At 64.2% G+C, this 13,715-nt stretch carries 13 protein-coding genes; 1 reads left to right on the top strand and 12 read right to left on the bottom strand.

Annotated elements, in window-relative coordinates; translation table 11 throughout:
- The 11 genes from QZ501_RS05020 to QZ501_RS04970 all read right to left on the bottom strand — a co-directional run.
- Positions 1–526 (bottom strand): Yip1 family protein (locus QZ501_RS05020; protein WP_295717686.1); only part of this gene is annotated, 526 nt, incomplete at its 3' end.
- Positions 527–636: 110 nt separating this feature from the next.
- Complete coding sequence (gene purD, locus QZ501_RS05015; protein ID WP_151439933.1) at positions 637–1,920, bottom strand: phosphoribosylamine--glycine ligase; 1,284 nt, start codon at positions 1,918–1,920, stop codon at positions 637–639.
- 7 nt (positions 1,921–1,927) lie between these two features.
- A complete protein-coding gene (gene purH / locus QZ501_RS05010) occupies positions 1,928–3,514 on the bottom strand; it encodes a bifunctional phosphoribosylaminoimidazolecarboxamide formyltransferase/IMP cyclohydrolase (RefSeq protein WP_095615738.1) in 1,587 nt (528 codons plus the stop codon).
- 15 nt (positions 3,515–3,529) lie between these two features.
- Positions 3,530–3,823, bottom strand: a complete 294-nt coding sequence (gene fis / locus QZ501_RS05005) for a DNA-binding transcriptional regulator Fis (RefSeq protein WP_233128840.1) — start codon at positions 3,821–3,823, stop codon at positions 3,530–3,532.
- A gap of 11 nt (positions 3,824–3,834) precedes the next feature.
- On the bottom strand, positions 3,835–4,824 hold the full coding sequence (gene dusB, locus QZ501_RS05000) for a tRNA dihydrouridine synthase DusB (RefSeq protein WP_295717682.1): 990 nt from the start codon (positions 4,822–4,824) through the stop codon (positions 3,835–3,837).
- 134 nt (positions 4,825–4,958) lie between these two features.
- Positions 4,959–6,071, bottom strand: coding sequence for a DUF3426 domain-containing protein (locus QZ501_RS04995; RefSeq protein WP_295717679.1), 1,113 nt, complete (start codon positions 6,069–6,071; stop codon positions 4,959–4,961).
- Positions 6,072–6,086: 15 nt separating this feature from the next.
- The gene (gene prmA, locus QZ501_RS04990; RefSeq protein ID WP_151439936.1) at positions 6,087–6,983 is read right to left on the bottom strand and encodes a 50S ribosomal protein L11 methyltransferase; all 897 of its coding nucleotides are present in this window, start codon (positions 6,981–6,983) and stop codon (positions 6,087–6,089) included.
- A 3-nt stretch (positions 6,984–6,986) separates the two neighbouring features.
- The gene (gene accC, locus QZ501_RS04985) at positions 6,987–8,330 is read right to left on the bottom strand and encodes an acetyl-CoA carboxylase biotin carboxylase subunit (RefSeq protein WP_151439937.1); all 1,344 of its coding nucleotides are present in this window, start codon (positions 8,328–8,330) and stop codon (positions 6,987–6,989) included.
- 17 nt (positions 8,331–8,347) lie between these two features.
- Positions 8,348–8,818, bottom strand: coding sequence for an acetyl-CoA carboxylase biotin carboxyl carrier protein (gene accB / locus QZ501_RS04980; RefSeq protein WP_151439938.1), 471 nt, complete (start codon positions 8,816–8,818; stop codon positions 8,348–8,350).
- Positions 8,819–8,831: 13 nt separating this feature from the next.
- On the bottom strand, positions 8,832–9,269 hold the full coding sequence (aroQ, locus tag QZ501_RS04975) for a type II 3-dehydroquinate dehydratase (RefSeq protein WP_151439939.1): 438 nt from the start codon (positions 9,267–9,269) through the stop codon (positions 8,832–8,834).
- A 118-nt stretch (positions 9,270–9,387) separates the two neighbouring features.
- A complete protein-coding gene (locus QZ501_RS04970) occupies positions 9,388–11,004 on the bottom strand; it encodes a diguanylate cyclase (RefSeq protein WP_160899051.1) in 1,617 nt (538 codons plus the stop codon).
- Positions 11,005–11,112: 108 nt separating this feature from the next.
- Between QZ501_RS04970 and QZ501_RS04965 the strand changes: the two genes are divergently transcribed.
- Positions 11,113–13,119, top strand: a complete 2,007-nt coding sequence (locus QZ501_RS04965; protein WP_295717672.1) for an EAL domain-containing protein — start codon at positions 11,113–11,115, stop codon at positions 13,117–13,119.
- Here QZ501_RS04965 and ppa read toward each other — a convergent pair.
- Complete coding sequence (ppa, locus tag QZ501_RS04960; protein WP_095615730.1) at positions 13,103–13,627, bottom strand: inorganic diphosphatase; 525 nt, start codon at positions 13,625–13,627, stop codon at positions 13,103–13,105. The two genes, QZ501_RS04965 and ppa, sit on opposite strands and share 17 nt — an antisense overlap.
- Positions 13,628–13,715 lie beyond the last annotated feature (88 nt).

The raw sequence follows: 13,715 nt of genomic DNA, 5'->3' as shown, positions 1-13,715 counted from the left end.
AGGCCAGCACGCTTGCCGCCATAACCGTGTAGGTGATCGACATGGCCTCCACGTCCGCTCCAATCCGGCAGAGGTGGCTTATCCCCCGGAAAACGATGGCGCAGCTCCATATCAGTCCGATCAGGGCGATGCTTGTTATGACCGTCAGGCTCGGAACGAAGAGCGCAAACGCGGAAAGCCACATGGGAACGGGCGCAACGGCGGCCACCAGGTAGGCACTGTGGGCACTGATGTGGGCGCTGCGGGTATTGCCCACTTCATGGATCAGCCAGCCCATGACGGCGAACGTCAGCAGTTCCGCGAGGAAAAGGATGATGGTGATGTAGCCCCATTCGCGCCCGGCGAAGGCGTCGCCGAAGGCTTCCGGATAACCTGTGCCCGCCTGATAGAGCATGATCGGTGGAATCAGCGCCAGAGGCAGGACGGGGAACAGGATAAGCGCCAGAACAGAGGGCGGATGATCGCGCAGCCTGGCCCATGCGCCGCTGGATGGAAGGATCAGCCGGAACAGCATTAACGGCGACATGATGGGTCTCCTTTTCCTCTCATGTCTTGCATAGTTGGCCTGGAAACCAGGGGTGTCAAGGAGTCTCGCTGTCAGACAGCCGATACGCCCCTGGTCTGCGGAGTGCCGAATCAGTCCCGGTTGAGCGCGCGGAAGCCGATATCCCGCCGGCAGTAGGCGTCGTCCCACCGGATGCGATCAACGCCCGCATAGGCCGCCTTCTGGGCCTGCTCGACCGTTCCGCCCAGCGCGGTCACGCACAGGACCCGGCCGCCGGCGGTGGTCACACGACCATCAGCCTCCTGCTGGGTGCCGGCGTGGAAAACCTTGAGGCCGTCGCCGTCCAGGTCATCCAGGCCGGTGATGGCATCGCCCTTACGGTATTTGGCGGGGTAGCCGCCGGCGGCCATCACCACGCCCAGGGCGGGGCGCTCATCCCAGTCGCACTGCTGCCGGCCCAGTCCACCCTGGGTGGCGGCGAGGCAGAGTTGGACGAGGTCCGAGCGCAGCCGCATCAGCAGCGGCTGGGTTTCCGGGTCGCCCAGCCGGCAGTTGAACTCGATGACCTTGGGGGAGCCGTTGGGGGTGATCATGAGCCCGGCGTACAGGAAGCCTGTGTAGGGGTGGCCCTCGTCCGCCATGCCGGCAACCGTGGGCTCGATGACTTCCCGCATGATGCGTTCGTGGACCTCCTCCGTAACCACAGGGGCAGGGGAATAGGCGCCCATGCCACCGGTGTTGGCGCCGGTGTCGCCATCGCCCACCCGTTTGTGGTCCTGGCTGCTGGCCAGTGGCAGGATGTTGGAGCCATCCACCATGGCGATGAAGCTGGCTTCCTCGCCGGCCAGGCATTCCTCGATGACCACGCGGTGGCCGGCATCGCCGAAGGTGTTGCCGGCGAGCATGTCGCGCACGGCATCTTCCCCCTCGGCCAGTGTCTCCGCCACGATCACGCCCTTGCCGGCGGCCAGGCCGTCCGCCTTGACCACAATGGGCGCACCTTTCTCACGCAGGTACTCCAGTGCCGCCTCCATGTCCCCAAAGGTCCGGTAATCGGCAGTGGGGATGCTGTGGCGCGCCAGGAAGTCCTTGGCGAAGCTCTTGGACCCTTCCAGCTGGGCGGCGGCTTCACTGGGACCGAAAACGGCTATGCCGGCTGCACGCAGCCGGTCACTGATGCCCGCAACCAGTGGCGCCTCGGGACCGACGATGACCAGGTCAATGGTCCTGTTCGTGGCAAAATCAACGAGGCCATCAATGTCGTCGTCCGCCAGCGCCACGTTCTCAACACCCGGCTCACGGGCGGTCCCGGCATTGCCGGGCGCGGCGTACACCTGCTGGACCTGCGGTGACTGGGCCGCCTTCCAGGCCAGTGCGTGTTCGCGGCCACCGCCGCCGATGATCAGGATCTGCATAAGCACCTCAATGCCGGAAGTGACGCATGCCGGTGAAGACCATGGCGATGCCGTGCTCGTTGGCGGCGTCGATCACTTCCTGATCGCGCATGGAGCCGCCGGGCTGGATCACCGCCTGGATGCCCGCTTCGGCCGCTTGGTCGATGCCGTCCCGGAACGGGAAGAAGGCATCCGAGGCCATGACCGAGCCCTTGACTTCAAGCCCTTCGTCGGCGGCCTTGATGCCGGCAATGCGCGCACTGTAGACACGGCTCATCTGGCCGGCGCCGATGCCGATGGTGCGGCCATGGCGGGCGTAGACGATGGCGTTGGACTTGACGTACTTGGCCACTTCCCAGGCGAACAGCAGATCTTCCAGTTCGTCCTGTGAGGGCGAACGGTCGGTCACCATCTGCAGGGTGTTCTCATCGACCATGCCCAGATCCCGGTCCTGAACCAACAGGCCACCGGTGACCCGCTTGTAGTCCCAGGCCGCAATCCGTTCGTCATTGAAGGGGCCACAGGCCAGAACGCGCACGTTCTTTTTGGCTGCCAGCACCTCCGCTGCCTCCGGTGTGATTTCCGGTGCGATGATCACTTCCACGAACTGGCGTTCGATGATCGCAGCCGCCGCTTCCGGATCCAGGGGGCGGTTGAAGGCGATGATGCCGCCGAAGGATGAGGTCGGGTCGGTGGCGAAGGCCAGTTCGTAGGCCTGCTTCAGGTCCGAGCCGATGGCCACCCCACAGGGGTTGGCGTGCTTGACGATCACGCAGGCCGGATCCGCGAAGGGCTTGACGCATTCCAGGGCGGCGTCGGTGTCCGCCACGTTGTTGTAGGACAGGGCCTTGCCCTGGAGCTGGTGCGCGGTTGAGACGGACGCCTCGGTAGCGCCACGTTCACGGTAGAACGCGGCACTCTGGTGCGGGTTCTCGCCGTAACGCATGTCCTGCACCTTTTCGAACTGGTTGTTGAAGGTGCGCGGGAAGGGATCCGGCTCCGCCTGGCTGTCCAGCCGGCCGCCCAGGTAGTTGGCGATGGCGCCGTCGTAGGCGGCGGTGTGCTCAAAGGCCCGGGTGGCCAGGTCAAAGCGCGTGGCGCTGCGTAGACCGCCGTCGTTGGCATCCATTTCATTCAGGATGGGGTCGTAATCGTCGGCATTCACGACAACGGCAACATCCTGGTGGTTCTTGGCAGCAGCGCGGAGCATGCCTGGCCCGCCGATGTCGATGTTCTCGATGGCGGTGGGCAGGTCGCAGTCCGGGTCGGCAACGGTCTGTTCGAAGGGGTAGAGGTTCACGACCACCATGTCGATGGGGTCGATTCCCTGTTCCGCCATAACGCTGTCGTCCGTGCCACGGCGGCCAAGGATGCCGCCATGGATGAGCGGGTGCAGCGTCTTGACCCGGCCACCCATGATTTCCGGGAAGCCGGTGTGGTCGGAGACTTCCTTCGCCTCGATACCACTGCTGGTCAGAAGCCGGAAAGTGCCGCCGGTGGAGAGGATCTCCACGCCGCGCTCGCGCAGGGCCTGGGCGAATTCAACAATACCGGTCTTATCCGAGACGCTGATCAGCGCCCGGCGTATGGGGGTCGCATTGGGCTGTTCCGTCATGATGGCTCCGATTCCTTACAGCAGGCCGTACTGCTTGAGCTTCTTGCGCAGGGTGCCCCGGTTGAGACCGAGCATGGCGGAGGCGCGCGTCTGGTTGTCACCGGTGTATTCCATGACCTTCTCCAGCAGCGGCGCTTCCACCTCGGACAGCACCAGCTGGTAGACGTCGCTGACCGGCGCGCCGTCGAGCTGGGAGAAGTAGTTCTCCAGAGCCTGTTCCACGCTGTCGCGCAGTGTGACGGTCTGACCGTTGCCGGCCGCCGTTGTGAGGGGCTCGTCGGTTTGCCGGGCCCGGTTGTCCTCGGCCATGAATTCAGTGCTCATGCGACACGTACCTCTTCTGTCTGGATGCCTTGAAAGTAATGATCGAGCAGCTGAAGCTGCGCGCCGGCGTCCTCAATGCGGTTGAAGTGCCGGCGGAATGTCTTATCCGGATCACGGGCCTGCAGGTACCAGCCCACGTGCTTGCGTGCCACCCGCAGCCCGGTGTACTCGCCATAGAAGGCGTGCAGCGCCTCCACGTGCCCCATCAGGATGTTGCGGATTTCCTCCGCTCCGGGGTCCGGGAGCTCCTCGCCCGTGGCCAGATAGTGGTTGATCTGGCGGAAGAGCCAGGGCCTGCCCTGGGCGGCCCGACCGATGAACAGGCCATCGGTGCCGGTTTCCCGCAGAACCTGTGCGGCTTTGCGGGGGGTGTCCACATCGCCGTTGGCGAAGACGGGGATATCCACCGCCTGCTTGACCTGAGCGATGGTCCCGTATTCCGCCTCGCCCTTATAGGCGTCGGCCCGGGTTCGCCCGTGTACCGCCAGTGCGGCAATGCCGGCGTCTTCGGCCATGCGTGCGATGGTCACCGCGTTCTTGTTATCCCGGTCCCAGCCGGTGCGCATCTTGAGCGTGACCGGCACATCCACGGCCGCCGCGACGGATTCCAGAATCTCGCGCACCAGGGCTTCATCGCGCATCAGCGCGGATCCCGCGGCCTTGTTGCAGACCTTCTTGGCGGGGCAACCCATGTTGATGTCGATGATCCGGGCGCCATTGGCGACGTTGAAACGGGCGGCCTCGGCCAGCATCGGGGCATCGCCGCCCGCGATCTGGACCGCGATGGGCTCAGATTCCCCGTCGTGGTCCATCCGCTGGCGGGATTTGCGCGAACTCCACAGGCTGGCGTCCGCTGTAACCATTTCCGAGATGGCGAGACCAGCACCCATTCTGCGGCACAGGAGCCGGAAGGGTCTGTCCGTGACACCCGCCATGGGGGCCAGAACCAGGTTGTTGGGCAGCGTATGGGGGCCAATGGCGACCACAGCGTTCTCCCGGTGATTGGATCCGTGCGGGTTGGTCAAATCTCGACCAGCTCAGGGGGAGACAATGATACTCCGGGCTCTCATCCCATTAAAGGGGATGGCTGGCTGAAAAACCGAGTATTTTTGGGTCGGGACTATTGACGCGCGGGGAGGAAGTCGATCCGGTAATTGATGGCGTCCTTGCCCGGGTCCTGAAGTCCCAGACGGATACGCCGCCCCTCCCCGGAGGGAATGCGGCCACGTTCTGCTTCGTCGTCCGCCAGGTAGGCCTGTGGCTGGAAAACGCGCTGGGCCACCACATCGTTGTTGAGGTTGGAGAAGCTCAGGGCGATGGCGGGCCACGGCTGGTCAAAGCCGGCTTCGTTGACAATAGTGACCTCCAGCAGAAGGGCATTGGCCATGTCCGGATGGCTGCGGACCACCAGGCGGCGCGGTTCCAGCGCGTCGGTGGCGACCAGGGGGGGCAGCTCACACCCAGCCCATTCGCAGGCCTGCTCGTACCAGGGGCGGATCGGCTCGTAGAGCGCCAGCCGTTCGAAACGGTACCAGCCCAGCTGGTAGACGAGAAGGGCGGCCATACCGGCAATGCCCAGCAGCCATGCCAGTCTGCGCAGCCAGCGCCAGCGGTCGGGCCGACTGGTGACAATGGGGTCGGTGCTCAGTGATTGCCAGTCCGGCTCGCTAGGGGCTGTATTCCGGGGTTCCGGTCGGGGACCAGGTTCCAGCTCGGGCTCCGGGTCAGGCGTCTTTTCCCGGGGCGGTGGTTCCGGGGCAGGGGAGTCGGGCTTGTCGGGGGCTTCGGTCGGTTCACTCTCGACCTCCTGCAGGAGTGACTCCGCCCAGCTTTCATCATCCTCCAGCTGTTCCCGGGAATCCAGGTCGTCGAGCTCGCTGCGGAAGCCCGAACGGTCGCCGGCATCCAGCGCCAGGAAGTCCTCGCTGAAAGCTTCTTCCTCGAGCTCGTCGTGGCCGGCGTAGCGGCTATCCTGGGCGTCCTCCTCCGGGTTGTCGTCGAAGACCAGGTCGTCCGCGTCGGTTTCCGTTCCGGAAGACGGCTCCTGTGGGGCTGTGGACTGGGGTTTGGTGGTGGGGTCTTCTTCCGGCTCGGCGTGTTCAACGGCATTGAACACGTACAGGCAGTGGCCACAGCGTACCCGTCCCCTGGCCGCCTCTATCTGGCGCGGGGTTACCCGGAACCGCGTCTGGCAGTAGGGGCAGCGGGTGAGGGTTTCCGATTCTGTGGCCATGCAGTCGGCTCCACTTCAGTCCGTGTGGCGCGTGCCGGTCAGGCAGATCCAGCCTTCCTGTTCCGTCGGTGACTGCATGTGGAACCAGTGGGCATAGCGATCACTGATCGAGTCGGCCTGGCTGGACAGGATGCCGGAAAGCACAATCCGTCCGCCCGGCCGTACCTGACCGGCCAGTGTTGGTGCCAGAGACAGTAATGGCTGGGCCAGTATGTTGGCAAGCATCAGGTCACAGCGGGTATCCGGCTGGTCCTCCGGGGCATACAGCGCCAGGGCGTCATCGGGAATGCCGTTGCGCCGGGCGTTGTCACGACTGGCATCCAGAGCCTGAGGGTCGTTGTCGGTGCCGACAACGTGCCGGGCGCCCAGTTTGAGCGCCGCCAGCCCGAGGATGCCGGAGCCGCAGCCGTAATCCACGACTTCCAGATCCCTGACTGGGTTGGCGTCCAGCCATTCCAGGCAGAGCCGGGTGGTGGGGTGTGTGCCGGAGCCGAATGCCAGCCCAGGGTCCAGGGTGATGTTCACCGCATCCGGTTCCGGCGGATCCTGCCAGCTCGGGCAGATCCAGAGGCGGTTGCCGAAGCGTTCGGGCCGGAAGTCATCCATCCAGGCCCGTTCCCATTCCCGGTCCTCAAGCAGTTCCGTTTCCATGGATTCCAGGTGGGTCTGGGTGGCTGAGTGGTAGGCTTCCGCCACCTGGGCCTGGACGCCGGCGAGATCAGCGTCGCCCTGGAACAGCCCGGTAACCGTGGTGCTGTCCCACAACGGCGTACTGCCCCGCTCCGGTTCATAGAGCGGGGTATCCTCGCTGTCTTCCATGCTCACGGCCTCGGCACCGGCCTCGAGCAGCATCTGTTCCAGCAGCTCGGCATGCTCACTGTCCGACTGGATGTGGAGCTGGACCCAAGCCATGGCTCAGTCCCTTCGGATCAGCTGTTCCAGGTAGTGGATCGTGATGTCTCCGCTGCGGAAGCCTTCATCACGAACCAGCCGCTGGTGCAGTGATCCGTTGGTCTTGATGCCGATGACGACCAGCTCATCCAGCGCGTTGTGCATGCGGGTGAGGCAGATGTCGCGGCTCTCGCCGAATGTGATGAGCTTGCCCACCAGGGAGTCGTAGTACGGCGGGATGCTGTAGCCGGAATACAGGTGCGAGTCCACGCGCACGCCAAGCCCGCCCGGTGGGTGGAACCGTTCCACATGGCCCGGGCTGGGCGAGAAGGTTTTGGGATCCTCGGCGTTGATGCGGCATTCCAGCGCATGGCCGCGGATCTCGATGTCCTCCTGGCGGTAGCGCAGCTTCTCGCCGGCGGCCGCACGGATCTGTTCGGCTACGATATCGACACCGGTGACCATCTCCGAAACCGGGTGCTCCACCTGGACACGGGTGTTCATCTCGATGAAGAAGTACTCGCCGTCCTGGTACAGGAACTCGAAGGTGCCGGCGCCCACATAGCCGATCTCGCGGCAGGCGTCGAGGCAGGCCTGGAGCGTGCGCTCCCGGGCTTCAGGATCGATGTGCGGCGCGGGCGCTTCCTCGATGATCTTCTGGTGGCGGCGCTGCAGGGAGCAGTCGCGGTCGCCCAGGTGGATGACGTTGCCGTGCTGGTCCGCAAGCACCTGCACTTCCACATGCCGGGGGCGTTCCAGGTACTTCTCCAGATAGACCGTTTCGTCGCCGAAGGCGCCGCGGGCCTCACGCTGGGTCACATGCACGCCCTTGAGCAGGGCGTGTTCGGTGTGCACCACCTGCATGCCGCGTCCGCCACCGCCGGAGGCGGCCTTGATCAGGACCGGATAGCCGATTTCACGGGCGACCTGGCGGGTGCGCTCCTCGTCGTCGGTCAGCGGGCCATTGGAGCCCGGAACCGTGGGGACGCCGGCCTTGACCATGGAGCGGATGGCGGAAACCTTGTTGCCCATGAGCCGGATGGTCTCGGCGGAGGGCCCGATGAAGCGGAAGCCACTCTTCTCGACCTGTTCGGCAAAGTCGGCGTTTTCGGCCAGGAAGCCATAGCCGGGGTGGATGGCGTCGGCGTCCGTTACCTCAGCGGCACTGATGATGGCCGGGATGTTGAGATAGCTGTCGGCGGCGCTGTTGGGTCCGATGCACACGGACTCATCCGCCAGGCGGACGTGCATCAGGTCGCGGTCCACGCGTGAATGCACGGCTACGGTGCGGATGCCCAGTTCCTTGCAGGCCCGCAATATGCGCAGGGCGATCTCGCCCCGGTTCGCAATCAGTACTTTATTGATCATGATGCGGCGCTTCGCTGTCAGGTGATGACGAACATGGGCTGGTCGTATTCAACGGGCTCGCCGTCTTCGACCAGGATCTGGGAGACGGTTCCGCTGATGTCGGCCTCGATCTGATTCATCATCTTCATGGCCTCGACAATACAGAGGGCGTCACCGGAGTGTACCTTCTGGCCCACTTCCACGAAGGAGGCGGCTGTGGGCGAGGGCGCCCGGTAGAAGGTACCCACCATGGGTGAGCGTACCAGGTGACCCTGGGGTTCGTCCGGTTCGGTCTTCTCCTCCGCCTGTCCGCTGCCAGCGCTCTGCTGGGGCTGGGGCGCCGGTGCCGCCTGCTGGGGCGCGGGGGCCGGGGCGGGCGCGGCCATGGTCACGGTGTCGGCGCGGCGACGGCTGATCCGGACCGAATCCTCGCCTTCCTGGATCTCAAGTTCCTCGACGTCGGATTCTTCCAGAAGCTCGATCAGTTTCTTGACTTTGCGAATGTCCATATGGGGCTCTCATTCACCTCAGTTTGCGGCATGCGGCGGTCAGGGCCAGTTCATAGCCCTCTGCCCCGAATCCGCTGATCACGCCCTCGGCAATATCCGAGAAAAAGGAGTGATGGCGGAAGGGCTCGCGTGCATGCACGTTGGAAAGATGCACCTCAATGAACGGTATCGCGGCGGCCAGCAGGGCATCCCGCAGGGCCACACTGGTATGCGTGAAAGCGGCGGGATTGAAAAGGATGAAGTCGATGCCTTCATCGGCCGCGTCATGGATCCGTTCAATGAGCTCGTATTCGGCGTTGCTCTGGAGTGTGAGCAGGTGATGGCCGGCCTCGCTGGTCTGCTCGTGCAGACGCTGGTTGATATCCGCCAGTGTGGCCGCCCCATAGGTGCCCGGCTCGCGCGTGCCGAGCCGGTTCAGGTTGGGGCCGTGGAGGACGAGGATCGTGGCCATAATTGTTTCTTTTCGGCTTATTTTGCGTCGGTTTTTGTGTTTTCGCGCTAAGATCCGGGCACGTTCAGGAAAGTGTGAACGCATGTTAGCCGTAGATCAATAGCGGTGATACGAAATATCAATCTCCTGCAACGACCTGGTTGCGGCCCTCGCTTTTGGCGCCATAGAGCAGGGTGTCGGCACGCTCGCACAGCTCCTGGGGCGATTCGCCCCGCCACTGGGCCACCCCGCAGGAGAAGGTCACATGGAAATCGGTGCCCGCGGCCGGCTGGCGCAGCTGGCTGAACTTCTCGCGGATCTCGTTCATGACGCCCAGCGCATCCTCCTCGCGGGTGTCCGGCAGCACGATGGCGAACTCCTCGCCGCCATAGCGGCCGATGTGGTCGGTTTTGCGCAGGCGCTGCTTGAGGAACAGGGACAGGCTCTTGAGGATCCGGTCGCCGATGGGATGGCCGTAGGTGTCGTTGATCCGCTTGAAATGATCGAGATCCAGCATGACGAAGGTCAGAGGCTGGCCGCTCTGGTGGGCCCGGCTGATCTCGGATTCGAGCAGGCTCAGTGTGTGGGTGTGATTGTACAGGCCGGTAAGGCTGTCGCGGATCATCAGTGCCAGCAGCGAGCGTGCCCGCCGGCCGCGGTTGTGCAGGGTGGCCACCAGGTGCTTGGCATCAATGGGTTTGGTCAGGAAATCGTCGCCACCCATGCTCATGGCATGCAGCTGCTTGGAGACATCCTCTTCGGCGGAGAGGTAGATGATGGGCACGCTGTGAAGATGGTCCTGCTGGCGGATGACCTTGGCCAGTTCGGTGCCGGTACACCCCGGCATGTACATGTCCAGGATGATGATTTCCGGTGAGAATTCGTCCAGCGCGTTAATGACCTCCATGGGGTCGGTCAGCACGCGCGAGCGCATGCCGGCTTTCTGGAGCACGTTCTCGATGTACTTGGCCTGGGCTTTCGAATCGTCCACCACCAGAACCCGGTAGGGGTCGGGTGGATGGGCGTAGGAGTAGTGCTCGATCTTCTCGATCAGCTGGCCCGGATCCAGGGCCTGGTAGAAGAATTCCTCACCGCCGGAGCGTACCGCCCGCAGCCGGGTTTCAATGGAACCGTCCTCGCGGCTCATGTAGAGCACCGGGATGGGGGTTTCATGGCGTTGCTGGATACGCTCCATGGTGGCGATCCCGGCAGTGGCCTCTCCGCCACCGAAATCCACATCGATTACGATGGTTTCGGGTTTATTGCGCGCGCATTCCGCGTCCAGCTCGTCCGGGGTTGCGAAGGCCGCGGCCCGGAACCCGAAAAACTCCATCTGGCGGATGATGCGCTGTGCGTAGTCGCTGTCATTGAAAGCGAGATAGATGGGCGTGCGCAGCCAGGTCCTGGGCGTTTCGTCTTCCTGCTGGTCCGAGCGGCGCAGGGTGCAGCGCGAGAGCTGATCCATGCCCCGTTGCAGGTTTTCCCGGATCTCGGTGTTGATGGGGCGACCTTCGGGCCAGATTTCGAGCGCGGTCCGGATGCTGTCGCCAGCCGCCTCGTGATCCGTCATCTCGAATCGGCGGGCGTACTTGACCAGCTTTTCCGTGGTGACCATCAGGTCTTCACGCAGACCGGGTGGTGGTTCGCCGGCTTCCAGGAACTTCTGCCAGGTTTCGAGGACCACCCGTGCCTGGGTTGTCACGCGGCGGGCGAAGTGCTGGCGCAGCTTCTCCTGCTGGGAGCTGGTGTCTGTCATGACTGAGGACTTGTTATTGGTGTGCGTCGTCACATTCCGTGCATTCACTATAGTCGTTTATTCTGGATCTGTGTCAATCTGGCGCTTTTATGCCCTTGTCGAGGGAGCATGATGCGTCGAGCGGATGACACCGGGTACAGCCTGCGCGTGCTTCTTGTGATCTTCATCGGGGGACTGCTGACGCTGGTGCTGATGGCGGGGACGTGGTTCAGCGCCAGTCGCTTCGGTGCCTATCTGGAGAATGAACTTCACATCCAGACCCAGGACGCGGCGACGGCGCTGGGCGCGGCGGTGTCGGCCCTGGAGAGCGAGGGCCAGGTGCGGCGGCTGGTGGATGCGGTGTTCGACAGCGGCGCCTACACGCGGATCGAGCTGGTGCGGGCGGACGGCAGTCTGCGCCACAGCCGCGAAGTGGAGACAGGGCCACCGCCGGTTCCGGGGTGGTTCCAGTGGTGGGCCGACCTGCCGTCGCCCCGGGGGGAAGCGACTGTGATGGACGGCTGGGAGCCGGCGGGCAGTGTGCGTGTGCATGCCGACCCCGTGCCTGCGCTGGTGCGCCTTTGGCAGAGCTTTCTCGTGGGTCTTGCCTGGAGCGGTGCGCTCCTGGTGGTAAGTCTGTGGCTGGCCTGGCGCGGGGCCGGGCGGCTGCTGGCGCCATTGCGCCAGATGGAGATCCAGGCGCAGGCGCTTGAGGCGAATGACTTCGCGGCCCGCACCGATCCTCCCCGCGCCCGGGAGCTGAGCCGTGTTGCCCGGGCGTTGAACCGTATGGCCCAGAGCCTGGGGGAGACGTTCGAGCGCCAGATTGGTCTGATCAACGAACTGGAGCATCGTAACCGCCGGGACCCGGTAACCGGACTGCGTACCCGCGAGGCCTTCGATCAGGCGCTGGCAGCGGAGCTCCATTCCCGCGAATCCGCTGCCGGCGGCGTGGTGGCCGTTTTCCGTCCGCGCGGGTTCCAGTTGTTCAATGAGGGCCGTGGTCGGGCCCGGGGTAACGCGGTCCTTACGGAATGCGGTGCCGCGTTGCTGGACTTTGAGTCCCATCATGAGGGTGTGGTGACCGCCCGGGGTCAGGGCGCCGATCTTCTGGTCTGCATCACCGGCGTCGAGCCGGTGGAGGCGGATGCCTGGCTGCAGGAGCTGGTGGAACAGCTTTCAACGCGCTACAGCACCTTCAGTGTCCCCGAGCAGGGCATCTTCCAGGCCGGCGTTACCCGGGTCGAACCAGGGCTGGGTGTGGGCGCACTGCTGGCCCGTGCCGACCAGGGCCTGGCGACGGCGGCGGCCAGCAGTGACCCCCTGCTCTGCTGGGGGCATTCCCTGGCTGCCCCGATCAACGGAGCGGGCGGCTGGCTGGAGGCTATTGACGCAGCACTGGCCTCGGAGGAAGTAGCTCTGGCGTGGCAGGCGCTGCATGACATGGACGGCAGTGTCCTGATGACCCAGGTACTGGGTCGGCTGAAGCTGGCGGAGCGCTGGGAGGTGGCGGCGCATTTCCTGCCCCATCTGGAGCGCTCGGGCCGGACGCCGGCGTTTGATCGCCTGGTCATTGAGCGGGTGCTCTCCGGTGATGGGCCGGGGCTGGACGGCAGCGTGGCCGTATCGCTTGGGTTGGCGTCGCTGGTCGATGACACCTTCATGCACTGGCTGGCCATGCGGCTTGAAGCGGCCGGGGACCAGACCCGCAATCTCTGGCTGGTGGTGCCCGAGCGTGCCCTGCGTGTTCAACCGACCGCTGTGTCACTGCTGGCCGAGACAGCCTCCCGGGCCGGGGCGGGGCTTATGGTGGACCATTTCGGCTCCGGTGGCGTGAGTTTCGGGTATCTGGGGCGCTACGCCATACAGGCTGTACGTATCAGCCGGGAATACATCCGGGATCTGCATCAGCGCCGGGCGGCACGCTTCTTCCTGTCCAGCATCGCGCCGGTTCTGCGTGCTCAGGGGATACGTGTCTTCGTCAGTGGCGTGGAGGTTGAGGACGAGTGGGCCGTGGTGCGTGAGCTGCCGGTGGATGGCGTGATGGGCTTCTATTTTTCCCGGCCGGAGGAGCCGGAAGAGGGAGATTTACCGGGCGGAGAACCGCCCGGTAACGGCGTCAGCCGGCGGCCTTGACCGCTTCCTCAACCGCCTTGCGGGCGGCTTCGGCGTTGTCCCAGTTACGTACCTTGACCCACTTGCCGGCTTCAAGATCCTTGTAGTTCTCGAAGAAGTGCTTGATCTGTTCCTTCAGCAGCTCCGGCACGTCTTCAACGTCCTGGACATCCTTGTAGGCCGTGGTCAGCTTGTCGTGGGGAACGCAGACCAGCTTGGCGTCCTCGCCTTCCTCGTCTTCCATGTTCAGAACACCCACCGGGCGGCTGCGGATGATGGAGCCGGGCATGACCGGATAGGGCGTGATGACCAGAGCGTCCAGCGGGTCGTCATCATCGGCCAGTGTGTTGGGGATGAAGCCGTAGTTGGCCGGGTAGAACATGGGGGTGGCCATGAAGCGATCCACGAGGACAGCGTCCATGTCCTTGTCGATTTCATACTTGATCGGCTGGGCGTTGGCCGGGATCTCGATGGCAACGAAGATGTCTTCCGGCGGGTTCTTGCCGGGCGGGATCTTGTCAAAGTTCATGACGGTGTCCTTTCTCTGTGGATGAATGAAGGCTGCATGAAACAGGCAGGAATTATACGCGCGGATCGGCCTGGATAAAAATCAGCAC

This window comes from uncultured Halovibrio sp., assembly GCF_913056445.1.
Classification (GTDB): domain Bacteria; phylum Pseudomonadota; class Gammaproteobacteria; order Pseudomonadales; family Oleiphilaceae; genus Halospina; species Halospina utahensis_B.
The sequence above is the reverse complement of the archived record's forward strand: the minus strand, read 5'-3'. Positions and strand labels throughout refer to the sequence as shown.